We start from the raw sequence: 19344 nt of genomic DNA on the forward strand, positions 1-19344 counted from the left end.
TGCTGCTGTGGAAGCCAGCGGGCTTTGCCGGATCGTCAAAAACAAAAAAGCCCCAAGTCATTGATGACTTGGGGCTTTCATATGTTCCTGGACTTCCAAGGACTGATATTTGGTGGCCTGGGACGGAATCGAACCGCCGACACAAGGATTTTCAATCCTCTGCTCTACCGACTGAGCTACCGGGCCAAGACCTCTATTATAGGCACGTTTTTCAAGCCTAAAAAGAAATCTCAGAAATTTCTGGACTGTTGATCAACCGCGCTTGTTACGAGCCAAGTCCACCCCCAGCTGACGCAGCTTGCGATAGAGGTGGGTGCGCTCAAGACCTGTTTTTTCCGCCACACGTGTCATGGAGCCGCCCTCTCGAGCCAGGTGAAACTCGAAGTAGGCTTTTTCAAAGCCGTCACGGGCTTCGCGTAACGGGCGATCCAGATCAAAGCCCTGATGAGCACTGGGCATGCTCTCAGCGAGCACACGATTGGCTGCCGGAATCATGGCGGCCTCCACGACTTCGACAGGAGCCGAAGTAGCAGCAGCCTGGCTGGGCGCAGTACGCGCCAGCCCGTTTTCCACAGCCTTGAGCAGCTTTTGCAAGGTAATGGGCTTTTCCAGGAAAGACTGTGCACCTATGCGCGTCGCCTCGACTGCTGTTTCGATCGTTGCATGACCGCTCATCATGATGACGGGCATGGTCAGCAAGCCCGCCGAGGCCCACTCCTTGAGCAGGGAGACACCATCCGTATCCGGCATCCAGATGTCGAGCAGTACCAGGTCGTAGACATTCGACGCACGTGCTACGCGGGCTTGGCCTGCGTTTTCTGCTACGTCCACACTATGACCTTCGTCGTTGAGGATTTCCGACAACAAATCCCGGATCCCCAGTTCGTCGTCGACCACCAGTATGTTTGCCATGTGTCTTATGCCTATGTACAGCGGCGCCAGGAGCGTCAGGCAGCTCCCGCCCGGTCAGGCGCAAATGATAGCGACACTTGCGCGCCCTGTACCACCCCATCGTCTACACGATTGCCCAGGTCCACGCGCGCGCCGTGCTCATCTGCGATTTTCTTGACCACGGCCAAGCCCAGGCCCGTGCCTTTGACCTTGGTCGTGACATAGGGCTCGAAGGCGCGCTTCAAAATGCTCTCCTCAAAGCCCGTCCCACTGTCGTTAATACTCAACCGTACGCGCCGCGTGGACTCGTTCCAGCGGGTCTCTATGCACACGCTGCCAACAGGCTCCGAGCGCTCTTGTGCACGCTGCATACTCGCATCCTGGGCATTTTGCAAAAGATTGTGAATAACCTGGCGCAGCTGTTGGCTATCGCCCGCAATCAGCGGACATTGCGGGTCCAAAGAAGACTCCACACGCACTGCGGCGTTTTCTTCACCATACAGTTGAAGCACATCAGTCACGAGCGCATTGAGATCCAGAGATTGCAGGTTGGCCGCAGGCAGGCGCGCATAGTCGCGGAACTCATCGACCAGTCGCTTCATGGCGGCGACCTGCTCGACGATGGTCTTCACGGACTTGGTCAGCAAGGCCTGATCCTGGGGCTCCAGCTTGTCTGCAAGCTTGAGCCCCATGCGCTCGGCCGACAGTTGTATGGGTGTGAGTGGGTTCTTGATCTCATGGGCCACACGACGCGCAACCTCACCCCAGGCCTGGGCACGCTGGGCAGAGACGATCTCCGAAATATCATCAAACACCAGCAGACGCTGGGCATCAGGCAGCTCGGCTCCACGCATGACCAAGGTGGTGGTGTTCTGCACCACGCCCCCCTCTCCCCCGCCATACAGCTCGTGCACAAGCTGCCAGCGCTCACGCCCTTGCTGCGCCCCCTGCTCTCCCAGAAAAAGCTGAAACTGCTCCTGCACGACTTGCCCCAAGTCCTCGAGCCCCGGCAGCTGTGCCAGGGGCTTTCCTTCGTGGGCCGCCATGGGCAGGCGCAGAATGCGCGTCGCACCGGGGTTGCTGAGCATGATGCAGCCTTTTGCATCAAGCACGATGACGCCCGAGGTCAGGTTGTCGAGAATGGTTTGCAGATTGGCACGCGCAGCCTCCAGCTGACCCATGCTGAGGTTGACCGTCGCGCGCGCATCGGCCAATTGCTGGGTCATCACGGCAAACGAACGCGTCAGCCCACCGATTTCGTCGCGGCTGTTCATCGCCGGTTTGGGCCGCAGATCGCCCCTGGTCACATCGCGCATGCCCTGGGCCAGCAGCAGCAACGGCTTTGCAAGCTGGTTGCCCAGGATGATGGCCAGCACCACGGCGCCGAACACGGCCAGAAACAGGCTCAGTGTCAGCGTGCCTATGTACATGCGCTGCAGGCCACCGCGTGCCAGGGCGCGCTCCTGGTATTCGCGGTTTGCGGCCTGTACGGCCAGGGCATTGGCCACCAGCGCGGGGGGCAGCGCAATCGTGGCCTGCAGATAACGCTGTTCGGCCAGCAGGCCTACGCTGGGATTGGGCACAGCCGCCAAGGTGCGCACGCGTGCGGTGGGCATGGGCCCGGCAATCGCGCCCGGCTCTTCATCATCCAGGCCTTCAATGCTGAACACCGCACGCTGCTCGCGCACGGTGCGCCACATCTGCGTGCCCGGCCGTTCGGGCTGCAGCGCAAAGCGCGACTGCCCGGCACTTGCAATCGCCCGCAAACCTGCGGTCTCGGCACCGCGCCCCGAAGCCTGTGCCGTGCCCAGAGTATTCAGGTCCGAGGCACTCCACAGCACGACATCGGTCGCCCCCAATTGATCGCGTATGCGCTCCAGGCTGAGGGCCGCCCCGGCATCCGATATCTGGGAAAGCTGGGCGGCGGCCGTGCGCGTATTGTTGGCCATGTCATTGGCCACGATCTCCAGCGTGGAGCTGGCCAAGCTCACCCCGGCAGAGAGCGCGCCTTCGACCTTCACGTCGAACCAGCTCTCGATCGAACGCGAGACGAACTGGTAGGACACCACATAGATCAGCAAACCGGGCACCAGGCCCACCAGCGTGAAGATGCCTGCGAGCTTGAGCAGCAGCCGGCTGCCGAAGCGCCCTCGGCGCAGCCTCACGGCCAGGCGCACCCCGCCCCAGACCAGAATGGCCAGCAGCAGGCCCGCCACCAGGACATTCGCGGCGAACAGCCAGTTGTAATTGCGCTCGTAGGCCAGATGGTTGTTCGTGGCCATGGTCAGCAGGAACAGCAGCAACACACCGAGCACGGCCATCAGCGTCACGCCCACCCCCACGGCCCAGCGCGCACTGCGTGACATGCCTGTAGAAGTGGGGGCGGCGGACATCCCCGGCGGTGGCGTCTGCATTACGGAGCACGCTCCAGTGGCAGGGAATGGGAGAGCTGCAGGTTCCAGCCCGTACGGCCCAGAGCCCCGATCTGCAAGGGCCGTGGCAGTTGGGAGAGATCCAGCCGGAAACGCAACTGCACAGAAACCCCGGACTGCGAGGGTGCCGCGTCCATGATCTTCCAGCGCGAGATACGCTGTATCGAGGCCAGGGCCTCGTCCAGTTCCTCAAAGGTCTGGCCCAAGGCCAAGCCTGCGCCTGCGCTGGAAAACGGCATGCTGGACATATGCAGGCGCCAGCGCCGCGTTAAAGGCTGATGGCTGAGCCGGTAGTAACGGCTGGCTGTGGCCAGTTGCTGGTCCGACCAGTACCAGCGCTCGCGCTGAACCTGGGCTTCGGCCACGAAGTACATGGGAATGCCTTGGCGTACGGCATCCTCGACCTGTACGGGCAGCTCGAACTGCAGGTTCGCGGACAGCAGCAACCCGGCATCCGTGGCTTCGACCTGCATGGCACTGATCTCGGCGGGTGCAGGCTCGGCATGCAAGACCGGGCTGCCTGCCAGCAGCAGCCAGACCACGGCCAGCCAGCAAGCCACCCGCCCCCACCATGCCGGGCCGGCACGATGGTCAGCGTTTCTTGTGCAGCAAAGCGTAGAAAAAGCCGTCATGGTCACCGGCACGATTGTCGGCTACCCCATGGGCTTTGTCGGCCAAGCCCTGGATTAAATGCCCGGGAGCAGGCAGAGTTCGTGCCTCACTGTTGCGATTAAGAAACGCTTGCAATTGGTCCTGACCCTCGACCTTGAAGACCGAGCAGGTGCAGTAAAGCAGGCGCCCCTCGGGCTGGAGCAGGGGCCAGAGCCCGTCCAGCAACTGCGCCTGTATGCGCGCCAGCTGCGTGAGATCGCTCTCACGGCGCAGCCAGCGTACATCGGGCTGACGCCGCACAATGCCCGAAGCCGAGCATGGTGCATCCAGCAAGATGGCATCAAAGAGCTGGCCTGCACAATGCGTGTCAAACCATTGACCAGGCTGCGAGGCGTCGGCCACCAGCACCTTGGCCTCCAGCCCCAGCCGTTCCAGAGTGCCATGAATGCGGCGCGCCCGTTCGGCATCGATTTCCAGAGCCCAGACTTCCATCGGCCGCTGGCCCGCAAGCTCCAGCAAGTGCGCAGTCTTGCCCCCTGGGGCAGCGCAGGCATCGAGCACGCGCAAGGGCCGGCCCTCGGGCCAGGCCATGCCCTCAAGCAGCAGCGGCGCAGCCATCTGGGCAGCAGCATCCTGCACCGACACCAGGCCCTGGGCGAAGCCCGGCAGCTCCTGTACCGGCAAGGCCCGGGCCAGTTGCAGGCCTGTATCCATGACTGCAATTGCTTCTATATCAATAGCTGCTAGCGCTTGCTGGTATTGGGCTAACGTGGTTTTTCTTGCATTGATTCGCAACGTCATCGGTGGCTGGGCATTGCCGGCCTGCAAAATGCGCCGCCAGTGCTCTCCATGGTCTTTTCTCAACCGCGCCACCCACCAGGCAGGGTGATTCCACAAGGCTTCCGGATCAGCCTGTGTGGCATCCACCAAGGCCTGGCGCTCGCGCAGAAAGCGCCTCAGGCAGGCATTCACAAAACCGGCCTGGGCCTTTGCCGGCCCGCGCTTTGCGGCCTCCACGGCCTGGTTGACCAGAGTGAACGGCGGGTAAGGAGCCTGCTCCTCATCCCAGGACAGCGCCAGAGCCGTGCACAGCAAGGCGCTCACATGGGGCGGGGGCGTGCGCGGTGCCAGCTGCTTTTGCAATGCACGCGCACGCCCCAGTTGACGCAGCACCTGGAACAGCAAGGCCTGCACACCTGGGCGCAAACGTTCTGGCACCTGGTCCAGCACGCTGCGGCTGGACTGCCCGGCCACAATCGCTTGCAGGCCCTGCGCCACGGCAGCCAATTGCTGCCACAGAGCAGGAGCCTGCTGCCCTTGAAAGCCAGCCGGCTCTTTGTCTTTAAGCCTTGATGCTTCTGGCCTGGGCTTCATGTTTGATTTCCTGCGGGTTGAGGGCTGCAGCCATGGGCGCAAGCGCACGCACGCTGCGCAGGCCCAGCAAGCCGGCCAGCAAACGCGCCGGATATTGGGCTATGGCCGTGTTGTATTGATTCACAGCCTGGTTGAAGTGCTGCAGCCCCAGGTGATTGCGCACCTGGTGTTCGGCCCATCGCTTTTGCCAGGCCATCGAGGCTTGCTGTACTTCCTCGGCCTCATCGAGCATCACGCTTAGCACAGCCTGCCAAGCCACGTTCACAGCTGAACAGGAATGCTCCAGCGAAGCCAGTGCCGTCTCGCGCAAAGGCCGGCTGCGCGCCTCCGCAAGAGCCGACTGCAACTGGATCAGGGTCTGCTCCAGCGCTGCCTCAGCATGGACCTGCGCTGCAGGCCTGTCTTCGGACTTGGACTCAGCCTGGTATTGCTGCAGCAAAGCCAGCCACTGGCCCAGATGTGCATCGAGTGCACCGAACTGCTGTATGCAGCTGGCTCGCAGGCGGCTCAGGCGCTTGTATGCCCCCACCACCCAAAACACCAGCACGGCCAGCAGCAACCATTCAAAGGAAAGAGACCACATCGTCTGCCACCGCTTGGCCGCAGCATTCGCAGCGGCCGGAATATTTCCACAAAAAAACGCTCCCGCCTGCTTTGGGCAGGACGGGAGCGTTTTACTACAGCAGCGCGTAACCGCTGTTATTCAGCGCGGGTATCGCCAGCTTCGTCCGCCGTCACTCCGGCCAGCTCGGCCGCTTCGGCATCGGCAATGGCGCGGCGCTCGGCATCGTCCATGGCATCCTTGGCCTTGCGAGCCTGGTGATAGGCCAGACCGGTACCGGCGGGGATCAGACGACCCACGATCACGTTCTCCTTCAGGCCACGCAGCTCGTCGCGCTTGCCCATGATGGCAGCCTCGGTCAGCACGCGCGTGGTTTCCTGGAAGGAAGCGGCGGAGATGAAGGAGTCGGTCGACAGCGAAGCCTTGGTGATGCCCAGCAGCACGTTCGAGTAGGTTGCAGGCAGCTTGTCGCCGCGCTGCATCTCTTCGTTGGTGTTGAGCACTTCGGAGCGCTCGACCTGCTCGCCCTGGATATAGGTGGTATCGCCGGGGTTCTCGATCACGACACGACGCAGCATCTGGCGCACGATCACTTCGATGTGCTTGTCGTTGATCTTCACACCCTGCAGGCGGTACACGTCCTGCACCTCGTCCACGATGTAGCGCGAGAGCTCCTCGATGCCCAGCAGGCGCAGGATGTCCTGCGGGTCGGCCGGGCCGTCGACGATGAGTTCACCCTTGTTCACCACCTGGCCTTCGTGCACCAGGATATTGCGCTCCTTGGGTACCAACTCTTCCCAGACCTTGCCTTCCAGATCGGTGATCTGCAGGCGCACCTTGCCCTTGGTTTCCTTGCCAAAGGAGATGGTGCCGGTCATTTCGGCCAGCGTGCCCTTGTCCTTGGGCGTGCGGGCTTCGAACAGCTCGGCCACGCGGGGCAGACCACCGGTAATGTCGCGGGTCTTCTGACCTTCGACCGGGATACGGGCCAGCACTTCGCCGGGGCCCACGTCCTGGCCGTCGCGCACCTGGATCAGCGCACCCACCTGGAAGCCGATGGTCACCGAGTGGTCGGTACCGGGGATCTTGACCTCCTGGCCATTCGCATCGATCAGCTTGACCTGCGGACGCACCACCTTGGCCGAGCCACGGCGCTTGGGATCGATCACCACCAGGGTGGACAGACCGGTCACTTCGTCGACCTGCTTGGCCACCGTCAGGCCCTCTTCCACATTCTCGAATTTCACCTGGCCGGCGTATTCGGTAATGATGGGTCGGGTCAGCGGATCCCAGTTGGCCAGAATTTTTCCGGCCTTGATGGCTTCATCGGGCTTGATGGTCAACACGGCACCATAAGGCACCTTGTGACGCTCGCGCTCGCGACCGTTGTCGGAGATGATGATCTCGCCGGAGCGGGAAATCACCACCAGCTCGCCCTTGGTGTTGCTCACATAGCGCATGGTGGGATTGAAGCTCACCGCGCCGTTGGACTTGGCCTCCACGTTGGATGCGATCGCAGCGCGCGAAGCCGCACCACCGATGTGGAAGGTACGCATGGTCAGCTGCGTGCCGGGCTCGCCAATCGACTGAGCAGCGATCACACCCACGGCTTCGCCGAGGTTGATCAGGCCGCCGCGACCCAGGTCGCGGCCGTAGCACTTGGCGCACAGACCGTAACGGGTTTCGCAGGTCAGCGCGGTACGCACCTTGATCTCGTCCACGCCCTGAACTTCCAGCTCGTCGATCACATCTTCGTTGAGCAGCGTTCCTGCAGGCAGCAAAACCGCCTGCGTCTCGGGATGCGTGATGTCCTCGGCCGTGGTACGACCCAGCACACGATCGCGCAGAGACTCGATGACTTCACCACCTTCGACAATGGCACGCATCAGATAGCCGTTGCCTGTACCGCAATCGTCCTCATTGACCACCAGATCCTGGGTCACGTCGACCAGACGACGCGTCAGGTAACCCGAGTTCGCGGTCTTCAAGGCCGTATCGGCCAGACCCTTACGCGCACCGTGGGTGGAGATGAAGTACTGCAACACATTGAGGCCTTCGCGGAAGTTCGCGGTAATAGGCGTCTCGATGATGGAGCCGTCAGGCTTGGCCATCAGGCCACGCATGCCGGCCAGCTGGCGGATCTGGGCTGCAGAGCCTCGAGCGCCAGAGTCGGCCATCATGTAGATGGCGTTGAACGACTCTTGCTCGACTTCGTTGCCGTTGCGGTCAGTGACCTTTTCCTTGGCCAGCTGGGACATCATGACCTTGGAGACTTCGTCGCCGGCCTTACCCCAGATGTCCACCACCTTGTTGTAGCGCTCGCCCGAGGTCACGAGACCCGAGACGTACTGCTGCTCGATCTCCTTCACCTCGCCTTCGGCGCGCGCAATGATGGAGGCCTTTTGCGGGGGCACCAGCATGTCGTCGATGGCCACGGAGAAGCCGGCGTGCGTGGACAGGCGGAAGCCGTTTTGCAGCAGCTTGTCGGCAAACACCACAGTGGCCTTGAGGCCGCACTTGCGGAACGAGGCATTGATGAGCTTGGAGATTTCCTTCTTCTTGAGCGCCTTGTTCATATGGCTGAACGGCAGGCCCTTGGGCAGGATCTCGGACATCAGCGCACGACCCACGGTGGTCTCGACCAGGCCGGTCACGGGCTCGAATTCGCCCGAGGTCTTGCTCTTGACCCATTCCGTCAGGCGCACGTTGATCTTGGCGGCCAGCTCGACCTCCCCGGCGTCCAGCGCGCGCTGCACCTCGGCCACATCGGCAAAGACCATGCCTTCGCCCTTGCCGTTGATGCGCTCACGCGTGGCATGGTACAGGCCCAGCACCACGTCCTGCGAAGGCACGATGGAGGGTTCGCCCGAAGCGGGGAAAAGCACGTTGTTGGAGGCCAGCATCAGTGTGCGGGCTTCCATCTGCGCTTCCACGGACAGGGGCACGTGCACAGCCATCTGGTCACCGTCGAAGTCGGCGTTGAAGGCCGCGCAAACCAGCGGGTGCAGCTGAATGGCCTTGCCTTCGATCAGGATGGGCTCGAAAGCCTGGATGCCCAGACGGTGCAGCGTGGGCGCGCGGTTGAGCATCACGGGGTGCTCTTTGATCACCTCTTCCAGGATGTCCCAGACCACGGGTGTGCCGGATTCGACTTCCTTCTTGGCGGCCTTGATGGTCGTGGCAATGCCACGCTGCTCGAGCTGCGCGAAGATGAAGGGCTTGAACAGCTCCAGGGCCATCAGCTTGGGCAGACCGCACTGGTGCAGCTTGAGGTAAGGGCCGACGGTAATCACGGAACGACCGGAGTAGTCCACGCGCTTGCCCAGCAAGTTCTGACGGAAGCGACCGCTCTTGCCCTTGATCATGTCGGCCAGGGACTTGAGCGCGCGCTTGTTGGCGCCCGTCATGGCCTTGCCGCGGCGGCCGTTGTCCAGCAAGCTGTCCACGGCTTCCTGCAGCATGCGCTTTTCGTTGCGCGCAATGATTTCGGGAGCCTTGAGCTCCAGCAGGCGGCGCAGACGCGAGTTGCGGTTGATGACGCGGCGATACAGATCGTTCAGGTCGGAGGTCGCGAAGCGGCCGCCGTCCAGGGGCACCAGGGGACGCAGATCGGGAGGCAGCACGGGCAGCACTTCCATCACCATCCAGCCGGGCTTGATGCCGGACTTCTTGAAGGCTTCCAGCAGCTTCAGGCGCTTGGCGTTCTTCTTGACCTTGACTTCGGAGCCGGTCAGATCGCCGCGCAGGCGCTCGATCTCGATATCGATATCGATGCCTTCAAGCAGATCCTTGATGCCTTCGGCACCCATCTTGGCAGTGAACTCGTCATAGCCGTATTCAGCGCACTTGGCCTCGTAGTCGTCCTCGGTCATGATGCTGAACTTCTTCAGCGGGGTCATGCCGGGGTCGGTCACCACATAGGCTTCGAAGTACAGCACGCGCTCGATGTCACGCAGCGTCATGTCCAGCACCAGGCCCAGGCGCGAAGGCAGGGACTTCAGGAACCAGATGTGGGCGCAGGGCGCGGCCAGGTCGATGTGACCCATGCGCTCGCGGCGCACCTTGGTCTGCGTGACTTCAACACCGCACTTCTCGCAGATCACACCGCGGTGCTTGAGACGCTTGTACTTGCCGCACAGGCATTCATAGTCCTTGATCGGGCCAAAGATCTTGGCGCAGAACAGGCCATCACGCTCGGGCTTGAAGGTGCGGTAGTTGATGGTCTCGGGCTTCTTCACTTCACCGAAGGACCAGGAGCGAATCTTCTCGGGCGAAGCCAGGCCGATCTTGATGGCATCGAAATGCTCATCCGGCGTGAATTGCTTGAACAGGTCGAGTAGCGATTTCATGGACTCTTTCCTTTTCAATAATTAAGAACGTTCGAGTTCCATGTCCAGGCCCAAGGAACGGATTTCCTTGACCAGAACGTTGAACGACTCGGGCATACCGGCCTCGATGGCGTGCTCGCCCTTGACGATGGACTCGTACACCTTGGTACGGCCCTGCACGTCGTCGGACTTCACGGTCAGCATTTCCTGCAGCACATAGGCGGCGCCGTAAGCTTCCAGCGCCCACACTTCCATCTCACCGAAGCGCTGGCCACCGAACTGGGCCTTACCGCCCAGAGGCTGCTGCGTCACCAGCGAGTACGGGCCCGTGGAGCGGGCATGCATCTTGTCGTCGACCAGGTGGTGCAGCTTCAGATAGTGCATGTAGCCGATGGTGGTCGGACGCTCGAATTGCTCACCGGTACGACCGTCGAACAGGTAAGCCTGGGTACGGGTGTCGGTCAGGCCCTTGCGCTCCTTCAGGTCATCGGGATAGGCCAGCTTCAGCATGTCCTTGATTTCCTGCTCGGAAGCACCGTCGAACACCGGGGTCGCGAAAGGCACACCCGTGGTCAGCTCCTTGGCCATGGACATGACTTCGTCATCGCCCAGCTGGCTCAGCTCTTCCTTGCGGCCACGGCTGTTGTAGACCTCTTCCAAGAAAGCGCGCACTTCGGCTGCACGGGCCTCCTGCTGGAGCATGTCGCCGATGCGCTGGCCCAGTCCCTTGCCGGCCCAGCCCAGGTGCACTTCTAGCACCTGACCGATGTTCATACGCGAAGGCACGCCCAGCGGATTCAGTACGATGTCGGCCGTGGTGCCGTCGGCCATGTAGGGCATGTCCTCGACAGGAACGATCTTGGAGACCACGCCCTTGTTACCGTGGCGGCCGGCCATCTTGTCGCCGGGCTGCAGGCGACGCTTGACGGCCAGGTAGACCTTGACCATCTTCAGCACGCCAGCGGGCAGCTCGTCACCTTGCGTGAGCTTTTTGCGCTTTTCTTCGAAAGCCAGGTCGAACTCATGGCGCGTCTGCTCCAGCGAGTTCTTGATGGATTCGAGCTGGGCGGCCACATCGTCCTCTGCAGGGCGAATGTCGAACCAGTGGAACTTCTCCACACCGTCCAGATAGGCCTTGTCGATCTTGGCACCCTTGGACAGCTTTTGCGGACCGCCATTGGCCACACGACCGGTGAGCAGCTTCTCGATACGGTCGAAGGCGTCGGCTTCCACGATGCGCAGCTGGTCGTTCAGGTCCAGGCGGAAGCGCTTGAGTTCGTCGTCGATGATCTGCTGGGCACGCTTGTCGCGCTGGATACCTTCACGCGTGAAGACCTGCACGTCGATCACAGTGCCGGACGAGCCCTGGTCCACACGCAGCGAGGTGTCCTTCACGTCGGAAGCCTTCTCACCGAAGATGGCACGCAGCAGCTTTTCTTCGGGCGTCAGCGTGGTCTCGCCCTTGGGCGTGACCTTGCCCACCAGCACGTCACCGGGCTGGACTTCGGCACCCACATAGATGATGCCGGACTCGTCCAGACGGTTGAGCTGTTGTTCGGACAGATTGGGGATGTCGCGTGTGATTTCTTCCGCACCCAGCTTGGTGTCGCGGGCCATCACCACCAGCTCCTCGATGTGGATCGAGGTATAACGGTCATCGGCCACTACACGCTCATTGATCAGAATCGAGTCTTCGAAGTTGTAGCCGTTCCAGGGCATGAAGGCGATCAGCATGTTCTGGCCGATGGCGATTTCACCCAGATCGGTCGAGGCACCATCAGCCACCACATCCCCCTTGGACAGCTTGTCGCCACGCTTGACGATGGGACGCTGATGGATGTTGGTGTTCTGGTTGGAGCGCTGGTACTTGATCAGGTTGTAGATGTCCACACCGACTTCGCCGGCCACGGCTTCGTCGTCGTTCACACGCACCACGATACGCGTGGCATCCACATAGTCCACGATACCGCCACGCTTGGCCGTGACCACGGTGCCGGAGTCGATCGCAGCCACGCGCTCGATGCCGGTGCCCACCATGGGCTTTTCGGGACGCAGCACGGGCACGGCTTGGCGCGACATGTTGGCGCCCATCAGCGCACGGTTCGCATCGTCGTGTTCCAGGAAGGGGATCAGCGAAGCGGCCACGGAGACGATCTGCGCAGGCGACACGTCCATGTATTGCACACGCTCAGCCGAAACCAGGGTTGACTCCCCGGTTTCACGTGCAGAGATCAGATCACCGACCAGGCGGCCTTCGGCGTCCAGTTCGGCGTTGGCCTGGGCAATGATGTACTTGCCTTCCTCAATGGCGGACAGGTAGTCGATCTCCATCGTCACCTTGCCATCCACCACGCGGCGGTACGGGGTTTCGATGAAGCCATACTCGTTCAGGCGGGCGTACAAGGCCAGGGAATTGATCAGGCCGATGTTCGGGCCTTCAGGCGTTTCGATAGGGCAGACGCGGCCGTAGTGGGTCACGTGCACGTCACGCACTTCAAAGCCTGCGCGCTCGCGGGTCAGACCACCCGGGCCCAGGGCGGAAACACGGCGCTTGTGCGTGATTTCTGCCAGGGGATTGGTCTGGTCCATGAACTGCGACAGCTGGGACGCACCGAAGAACTCCTTCAAAGCCGCAGAGATGGGCTTGGAGTTGATCAGGTCGTGAGGCATCAGCGGCTCTTGCTCGGCCTGACCCAGACGCTCCTTCACGGCCTTTTCGATACGAGCCAGGCCGGTGCGGTACTGGTTTTCGGCCAGCTCACCCACGCAACGCACGCGGCGGTTACCCAGGTGATCGATGTCATCGACTTCGCCCTTGCCGTTGCGCAGATCCACCAGGATCTTGACCACGGCAAGGATGTCCTCATTGGACAGCACCATGGGGCCGGTGGCTTCGTCGCGGCCGATTTTGGCGTTGAACTTCATACGGCCCACGCGCGACAAGTCATAGGTGTCGGCGTTGTAGAACAGGCGCTGGAACAGGGCCTGGACGGCGTCTTCGGTCGGCGGCTCACCGGGGCGCATCATGCGGTAGATGGCCACGCGGGCTGCGAACTCGTCCACGGTTTCATCGGTGCGCAGGGTCTGCGAGATGTAGGCACCCTGGTCCAGTTCGTTCGTGTAGATGCACTGCAGGTCCTGGATTCCGGCGCTGCGCAGCTTCTTCAACAGGGCTTCGGTCAGCTCTTCGTTGGCCTTGGCAATGATCTCACCGGTGTCCGGATCGATGATGTTCTTGGCGACCACGCGGCCGATCAGGAAGTCCTCGGGCACGCTGATGAACTTGGTGCCGGACTGCTCAAGCTCACGCGTATGACGGGCCGTGACACGCTTGTCCTTGGCCACCACGACCTTGCCGGACTTGTCGGTAATGTCGAAGCGCGCGACTTCGCCGCGCAGGCGGTCGGACACGAATTCCATTTGCGCGCCGCTGTCCATCAGACGGAAGTTGTCGTTGATGAAGAAGCTCGCCAGAATGGTTTCCGGCGTCAGGCCGATGGCCTTGAGCAGGATGGTCACGGGCATCTTGCGACGACGGTCGACGCGGAAGAACAGCAGGTCCTTGGGGTCGAACTCGAAGTCCAGCCAGGAGCCGCGATAGGGAATGATGCGCGCCGAGAACAGCAGCTTGCCCGAGCTGTGGGTCTTGCCCTTGTCGTGTTCGAAGAACACGCCAGGCGAGCGGTGCAGCTGGGAAACGATCACACGCTCGGTGCCGTTGATGATGAAGGATCCCTTGTCGGTCATCAGGGGCACTTCGCCCATGTAGACCTCTTGCTCCTTGACCTCCTTGACCACCTTGGACTGCGAGGTGGAAGACTCGCGGTCATAGATGATCAACTGCACCTTGGCGCGCACGGCCGAAGCGAATGTCAAGCCACGGGTCTGGCATTCACGAACGTCGAAAGCGGGCTTGGCGAGGTTGTACTCGACAAACTTCATCTCCACAAAACCATTGTGGGAGACGATGGGAAAAGCGGAATTGAAAGCCGCTTGCAGGCCTTCAATGCTACGTTTTTTGGGGGCTAGATCTGCTTGCAGGAATGCGGTGTAGGCATCTTTTTGCATCTGCAGCAGGTAAGGCACTTCGAGCACGCTGTCGCGGCTCCCGAAGCTTTTGCGGATTCGCTTGCGTTCGGTGTAAGAATAGGCCATGAGATCTCCGGGCAAAGACATGAGTCCTGGGTCTGCGACGACTCCCCCACATGGAAAGCTCCCTGCGGGCTTGGCGGTTGGCCACTACCAACCATGGCTGACGGCGATGCGTTGCACATCGCCCGAACCAAGGCATCTTCTGCTGTCGGGTTGTCAGAAGACACTAGAAAGCCGGCTCGAAAGCCCGCTTTCTGGTGTGCTCTCCACAAGCACCAAAGGCTGGAGGCCCCGAGGGAGCCTCCAGCCCTTGAGTGAGCTGAATTACTTCAGTTCAGCCTTGGCACCAGCTTCCACCAGCTTCTTCACAGCGGCTTCTGCGTCGGCCTTGGGAGCGGCTTCCTTCACGACCTTGGGAGCACCGTCCACCAGGTCCTTGGCTTCCTTCAGACCCAGACCGGTGATTTCACGCACGGCCTTGATCACGGACACCTTGTTGGCGCCAGCTTCGGTCAGAACGACGTCGAAGTCGGTCTTCTCTTCAGCAGCAGCAGCACCAGCAGCAGCGCCGCCAGCAGCGGGAGCAGCCATGGCGGCAGCGCTCACGCCAAACTTCTCTTCAATGGCCTTGACCAGGTCATTGAGTTCCAGGACCGTCATGCTGTCCAGAGCGGTCAAGAATGCGTCTTTATCGAATGCCATTTTGATTTCCTAACGAATTGGTTGTTTCTCGTCGCGCACTCAGGCGGCGACTGCTTCGGCTGCGGGTTCGGCTGCGCCTTCGCCCTTCTTGGTCGCCAGTGCGCCCAGCACAACGGCTGTACGCGAGATGGGCGACATGAGCAAGCCGCACAGTTGTGCGAGCAGTACTTCCTTGGAAGGGATGTTTGCCAGCTGCTTTACGCCGTTTACGTCCAGGGCCTTGCCCGAAAACGCGCCGCCACGAATCACCAGCTTGTCGTTGGTTTTCGCGAAGTCGGCCACCACCTTGGCGGCAGCCACTGCGTCTTCAGAGAAGCCGTAGATCAGAGGACCGGTCATCTGGTCAGCCACCACGTCGAACTGGCTTCCTGCCACAGCACGGCGGGCCAGCGTGTTCTTCAACACGCTCAGGCTTACGCCCTTGCTGCGGGCATCGGCGCGCAGTCGGGTCAGGTCGGCGACCGTGATGCCGCGGTATTCCGCGATCACAAGCGTTTGAGCTTTAGCTGCGAGGCTGGTCACTTCAGCAATGACCGCTTCTTTCTCACTGCGATTAAGACTCAAGGTCTACTCCTTCAAATGCGCACTCAGGGCAAGCCCCTTGTGCGCGCTCTTGTTGCAGCGACCAACTGTTGAGGAAATACATCCATCTGCAGCGGGATCGCCATCTGCGTTGGCCCACAGGGTTTAAGTACAGCGTCTGTACACCAACGGTCTTGGATGGCTCGGCGCATCGCTGCACCGACCCACCACCGAGGCGTCTTGCAACGCCTCAAGATTCACGATTACGCCGAGATGGTTTGCGTGTCGACGCGAACGCCCACACCCATGGTCGACGAAACAGCCACCTTGCGCAGGTACAAGCCCTTGCTCGATACCGGCTTGGCCTTGTTCAAGGCTTCAATCAAGGCAGCCAGGTTGCCTTGCAGCTTGTCGTTCTCGAACGAGCGACGGCCAATGGTTGCATGGATGATGCCGGCCTTGTCGACGCGGAACTGCACCTGACCAGCCTTGGCGTTCTTCACAGCCGTGGCCACATCGGGTGTCACCGTGCCCACCTTGGGGTTAGGCATCAGGCCGCGCGGACCTAGGATCTGACCCAGCTGACCCACAACGCGCATGGCGTCGGGAGCAGCGATGACCACGTCAAAAGGCATGTCACCAGCCTTGACCTGGGCAGCCAGATCATCCATACCGACGAAATCCGCACCTGCGGCCTTGGCTTCTTCAGCCTTGGCGCCTTGGGCGAATACGGCCACGCGGGCAGTCTTGCCCGTGCCGTTGGGCAGCACCACGGCGCCACGCACGACCTGGTCAGACTTCTTCGCATCCACACCCAGTTGCACGGCCACGTCGATGGACTCGTCGAACTTGGCGGTTGCAGCTTCCTTCACCAGGGCCACAGCTTCGGTGAACGCGTACAGCTTGGTGGAGTCCACCTTGCCCTGGAGAGCTTTTTGCTTCTTGGTCAACTTGGCCATTTACACACCCTCCACAATCACGCCCATGGAACGGGCCGAGCCAGCCAGCGTGCGCACAGCAGCGTCCACGTCAGCGGCGTTCATGTCCTTGAGCTTGGTCTGGGCAATCTCTTCCAACTGAGCACGGGTGATCTTGCCAACCTTGTTCTTCAGAGGATTGGCCGAGCCCTTGTCCAGCTTGACGGCCTTCTTGATCAGCACGGTGGCAGGAGGCGTCTTGATGACAAAGGTAAAGCTCTTGTCAGCAAAAGCCGTGATCACCACAGGCAGAGGCAGACCGGGCTCCACACCCTGGGTCTGGGCGTTGAACGCCTTGCAGAACTCCATGATGTTGAGGCCACGTTGACCCAGTGCCGGGCCAATCGGAGGGGAGGGGTTGGCCTTACCAGCTGGCACTTGCAGCTTGATGAAGCCGACGATTTTCTTCGCCATTGAATGCTCCTTGCGGGTATAGCGCCACAGACTTCATGAACGAAACCTGCAGCTCCCCGGGGGTTATAGACTCTCAACCAAAGCTCCGCACCGAGCCAAAAAATGCGGAACCCACGATTCTATAAGAAACCTCAGGTTTTTTCAACCTGGGCGAATTCCAGCTCAACAGGAGTGGAGCGACCAAAGATCATGACCGAGACACGCAGACGGCTCTTCTCATAGTTGACCTCTTCAACAGACCCATTGAAGTCCGTAAATGGCCCCTCTTTGACGCGCACCAGTTCGCCAACCATGAACTCGATCTTATGGCGCGGCTTCTCTGTGCCTTCCTGCATCTGGTCAACAATCTTGCGCACCTCTTCACCAGAGATAGGGGCGGGCCGATTCTTGGCCCCACCCACGAAGCCCGTGACCTTGCTGGTGTGCTTGACCAAGTGCCACGTGTCATCGTCCATCACCATCTCGACAAACACATAGCCCGGGTACAAGCGCCTCTCGGTAGTGCGACGCTGCCCATTCTTCATCTCAACCACCTCTTCAGTGGGGACAAGAATGCGCCCGAACTTTGCCTGCATGTCCGAGCGAGTAATGCGCTCGGTGATGTTGCGCTCGACAGCCTTCTCCATGCCAGAGTACGCATGGACGATATACCAGCGCATGTCAGGGTTAGCAGGCCCCGCCATCCCGTCATTCACACCTGTTTCGACAGCATCCATTACTTCCTCCAGCCCAAAATCAGGTCATACAAAACCCATTCCAGGGTTTTGTCTGTGAACCACAAGAACAAGGCCATGACCACGACAAAGCCAAAGACATACAACGTCATTTGTGTCGTCTCTTTAGGCGTAGGCCACACAACCTTCTTCACTTCCCGCCAGGCGTCACGCGCAAAGCCGACGAAACGCCTGCCCGGCTCGGAAATCAGGAACACAGCAACTGCAACCACCAGACCAACCAGCAATACTGCCCATTGAACCAGGGGGCCTTGCTTGCTCAACAGATAAAAACCTGCGATTGCAGCAACGACTAAAGCCGCGACTGCGGCAAGCTTGGCTTTGTCAGCAGCAGAGCTGACTGTTTCAACCTGAGAAGTGGCCATATTTCATTTCTAGTGCGCTATTTTTGCGCCTTGCCAAGACACCGAAGCCCGCCTAAGGGCGGGCTCTTACTGATTCCACCATCAGGTGGCAGGGGCAGTAGGAATCGAACCTACAACCTTCGGTTTTGGAGACCGACGCTCTGCCAATTGAGCTATACCCCTACGAAATCAATCAGGCAATGATCTTGGCAACCACGCCAGCGCCCACGGTGCGACCACCTTCGCGGATGGCGAAGCGCAGACCTTCTTCCATGGCGATGGGGGCAATCAGCTTCACGGTGATCGACACGTTATCGCCAGGCATCACCATTTCCTTGCCTTCGGGCAGCTCGATGGAGCCGGTCACGTCGGTCGTACGGAAGTAGAACTGGGGACGGTAGTTGTTGAAGAAAGGAGTGTGGCGACCGCCTTCATCCTTGCTCAGCACATACACCTCAGCGGTGAAGTGGGTGTGGGGCTTGATGGAGTTGGGCTTGCACAGCACTTGGCCGCGTTCCACGTCTTCACGCTTGGTGCCGCGCAGCAGCAGACCCACGTTGTCGCCAGCCTGACCCTGGTCCAGCAGCTTGCGGAACATTTCCACACCGGTCACGATGGTCTTGACGGTGTCCTTGATGCCGACGATTTCGATTTCTTCGCCGACCTTGATGATGCCGCGCTCGACGCGACCGGTCACCACGGTACCGCGACCCGAGATGGAGAACACGTCTTCCACGGGCATCAGGAAAGCACCGTCCACAGCGCGCTCGGGCGTGGGGATGTAGGTGTCCAGGGCTTCGGCCAGCTTCAGCACAGCGGCTTCACCGATGGGCGATGCATCGCCTTCGAGGGCCAGCTTGGCCGAACCGCGCACGATGGGAGTGTCGTCGCCGGGGAAGTCGTACTTGGACAGCAGCTCGCGCACTTCCATTTCGACCAGCTCCAGCAGCTCTTCGTCGTCCACCATGTCGCACTTGTTCAGGAACACGATGATGTAGGGCACGCCCACCTGACGGGCCAGCAGGATGTGCTCGCGGGTCTGGGGCATGGGGCCGTCAGCGGCCGAGCACACCAGGATGGCACCGTCCATCTGGGCAGCACCGGTGATCATGTTCTTCACATAGTCGGCGTGACCGGGGCAGTCCACGTGAGCGTAGTGGCGGGTAGCCGTTTCGTACTCGACGTGCGAGGTGTTGATGGTGATGCCGCGGGCCTTCTCTTCAGGCGCGTTGTCGATCTGATCGTAACCCTTGGCTTCACCGCCGAAGGCCTTGGACAGAACGGTAGCGATAGCAGCCGTCAAGGTGGTCTTGCCGTGGTCCACGTGACCGATGGTGCCAACGTTGACGTGCGGCTTGGT

The 19344-nt window shown here is 60.9% G+C and carries 14 protein-coding genes and 2 tRNA genes; all 16 read right to left on the bottom strand.

Annotated elements, in window-relative coordinates; translation table 11 throughout:
• Positions 1-110: 110 nt before the first annotated feature.
• A tRNA-Phe gene (locus G486_RS0115675) sits at positions 111-186 on the bottom strand.
• A 66-nt stretch (positions 187-252) separates the two neighbouring features.
• Positions 253-912, bottom strand: coding sequence for a response regulator (locus G486_RS0115680; RefSeq protein WP_027016392.1), 660 nt, complete (start codon positions 910-912; stop codon positions 253-255).
• A 35-nt stretch (positions 913-947) separates the two neighbouring features.
• A complete protein-coding gene (locus G486_RS0115685; protein ID WP_027016393.1) occupies positions 948-3284 on the bottom strand; it encodes a sensor histidine kinase in 2337 nt (778 codons plus the stop codon).
• 20 nt (positions 3285-3304) lie between these two features.
• On the bottom strand, positions 3305-3970 hold the full coding sequence (locus tag G486_RS0115690) for a DUF4390 domain-containing protein (RefSeq protein ID WP_245587343.1): 666 nt from the start codon (positions 3968-3970) through the stop codon (positions 3305-3307).
• The gene (gene rsmB / locus G486_RS0115695) at positions 3915-5309 is read right to left on the bottom strand and encodes a 16S rRNA (cytosine(967)-C(5))-methyltransferase RsmB (protein WP_027016395.1); all 1395 of its coding nucleotides are present in this window, start codon (positions 5307-5309) and stop codon (positions 3915-3917) included. Before rsmB ends, G486_RS0115690 begins: the two co-directional genes overlap by 56 nt.
• Positions 5278-5892, bottom strand: coding sequence for a LemA protein (locus G486_RS22545; protein ID WP_084455351.1), 615 nt, complete (start codon positions 5890-5892; stop codon positions 5278-5280). The genes rsmB and G486_RS22545 overlap by 32 nt, the downstream gene beginning before the upstream one ends.
• A gap of 116 nt (positions 5893-6008) precedes the next feature.
• Complete coding sequence (rpoC, locus tag G486_RS0115705; protein ID WP_027016396.1) at positions 6009-10220, bottom strand: DNA-directed RNA polymerase subunit beta'; 4212 nt, start codon at positions 10218-10220, stop codon at positions 6009-6011.
• 21 nt (positions 10221-10241) lie between these two features.
• On the bottom strand, positions 10242-14354 hold the full coding sequence (gene rpoB, locus G486_RS0115710) for a DNA-directed RNA polymerase subunit beta (protein ID WP_027016397.1): 4113 nt from the start codon (positions 14352-14354) through the stop codon (positions 10242-10244).
• A gap of 261 nt (positions 14355-14615) precedes the next feature.
• On the bottom strand, positions 14616-14993 hold the full coding sequence (gene rplL / locus G486_RS0115715; protein WP_027016398.1) for a 50S ribosomal protein L7/L12: 378 nt from the start codon (positions 14991-14993) through the stop codon (positions 14616-14618).
• Positions 14994-15032: 39 nt separating this feature from the next.
• Positions 15033-15557, bottom strand: a complete 525-nt coding sequence (rplJ, locus tag G486_RS0115720) for a 50S ribosomal protein L10 (protein WP_027016399.1) — start codon at positions 15555-15557, stop codon at positions 15033-15035.
• Positions 15558-15778: 221 nt separating this feature from the next.
• The gene (rplA, locus tag G486_RS0115725; RefSeq protein WP_027016400.1) at positions 15779-16474 is read right to left on the bottom strand and encodes a 50S ribosomal protein L1; all 696 of its coding nucleotides are present in this window, start codon (positions 16472-16474) and stop codon (positions 15779-15781) included.
• On the bottom strand, positions 16475-16906 hold the full coding sequence (rplK, locus tag G486_RS0115730) for a 50S ribosomal protein L11 (protein ID WP_027016401.1): 432 nt from the start codon (positions 16904-16906) through the stop codon (positions 16475-16477).
• Between the two features lie 131 nt (positions 16907-17037).
• On the bottom strand, positions 17038-17622 hold the full coding sequence (gene nusG / locus G486_RS0115735; protein WP_027016402.1) for a transcription termination/antitermination protein NusG: 585 nt from the start codon (positions 17620-17622) through the stop codon (positions 17038-17040).
• Positions 17622-18005 (bottom strand): preprotein translocase subunit SecE, encoded by a 384-nt coding sequence (gene secE, locus G486_RS0115740; protein WP_027016403.1) that lies wholly within the window; start codon positions 18003-18005, stop codon positions 17622-17624. Before secE ends, nusG begins: the two co-directional genes overlap by 1 nt.
• Positions 18006-18091: 86 nt before the next feature.
• Positions 18092-18167: transfer RNA gene (locus G486_RS0115745), tRNA-Trp, on the bottom strand.
• A gap of 10 nt (positions 18168-18177) precedes the next feature.
• On the bottom strand, positions 18178-19344 hold a 1167-nt coding region (gene tuf, locus G486_RS0115750), incomplete at its 5' end, for an elongation factor Tu (RefSeq protein ID WP_027016404.1).

The organism is Comamonas composti DSM 21721, from assembly GCF_000429845.1.
Taxonomy (GTDB): domain Bacteria; phylum Pseudomonadota; class Gammaproteobacteria; order Burkholderiales; family Burkholderiaceae_C; genus Comamonas; species Comamonas composti.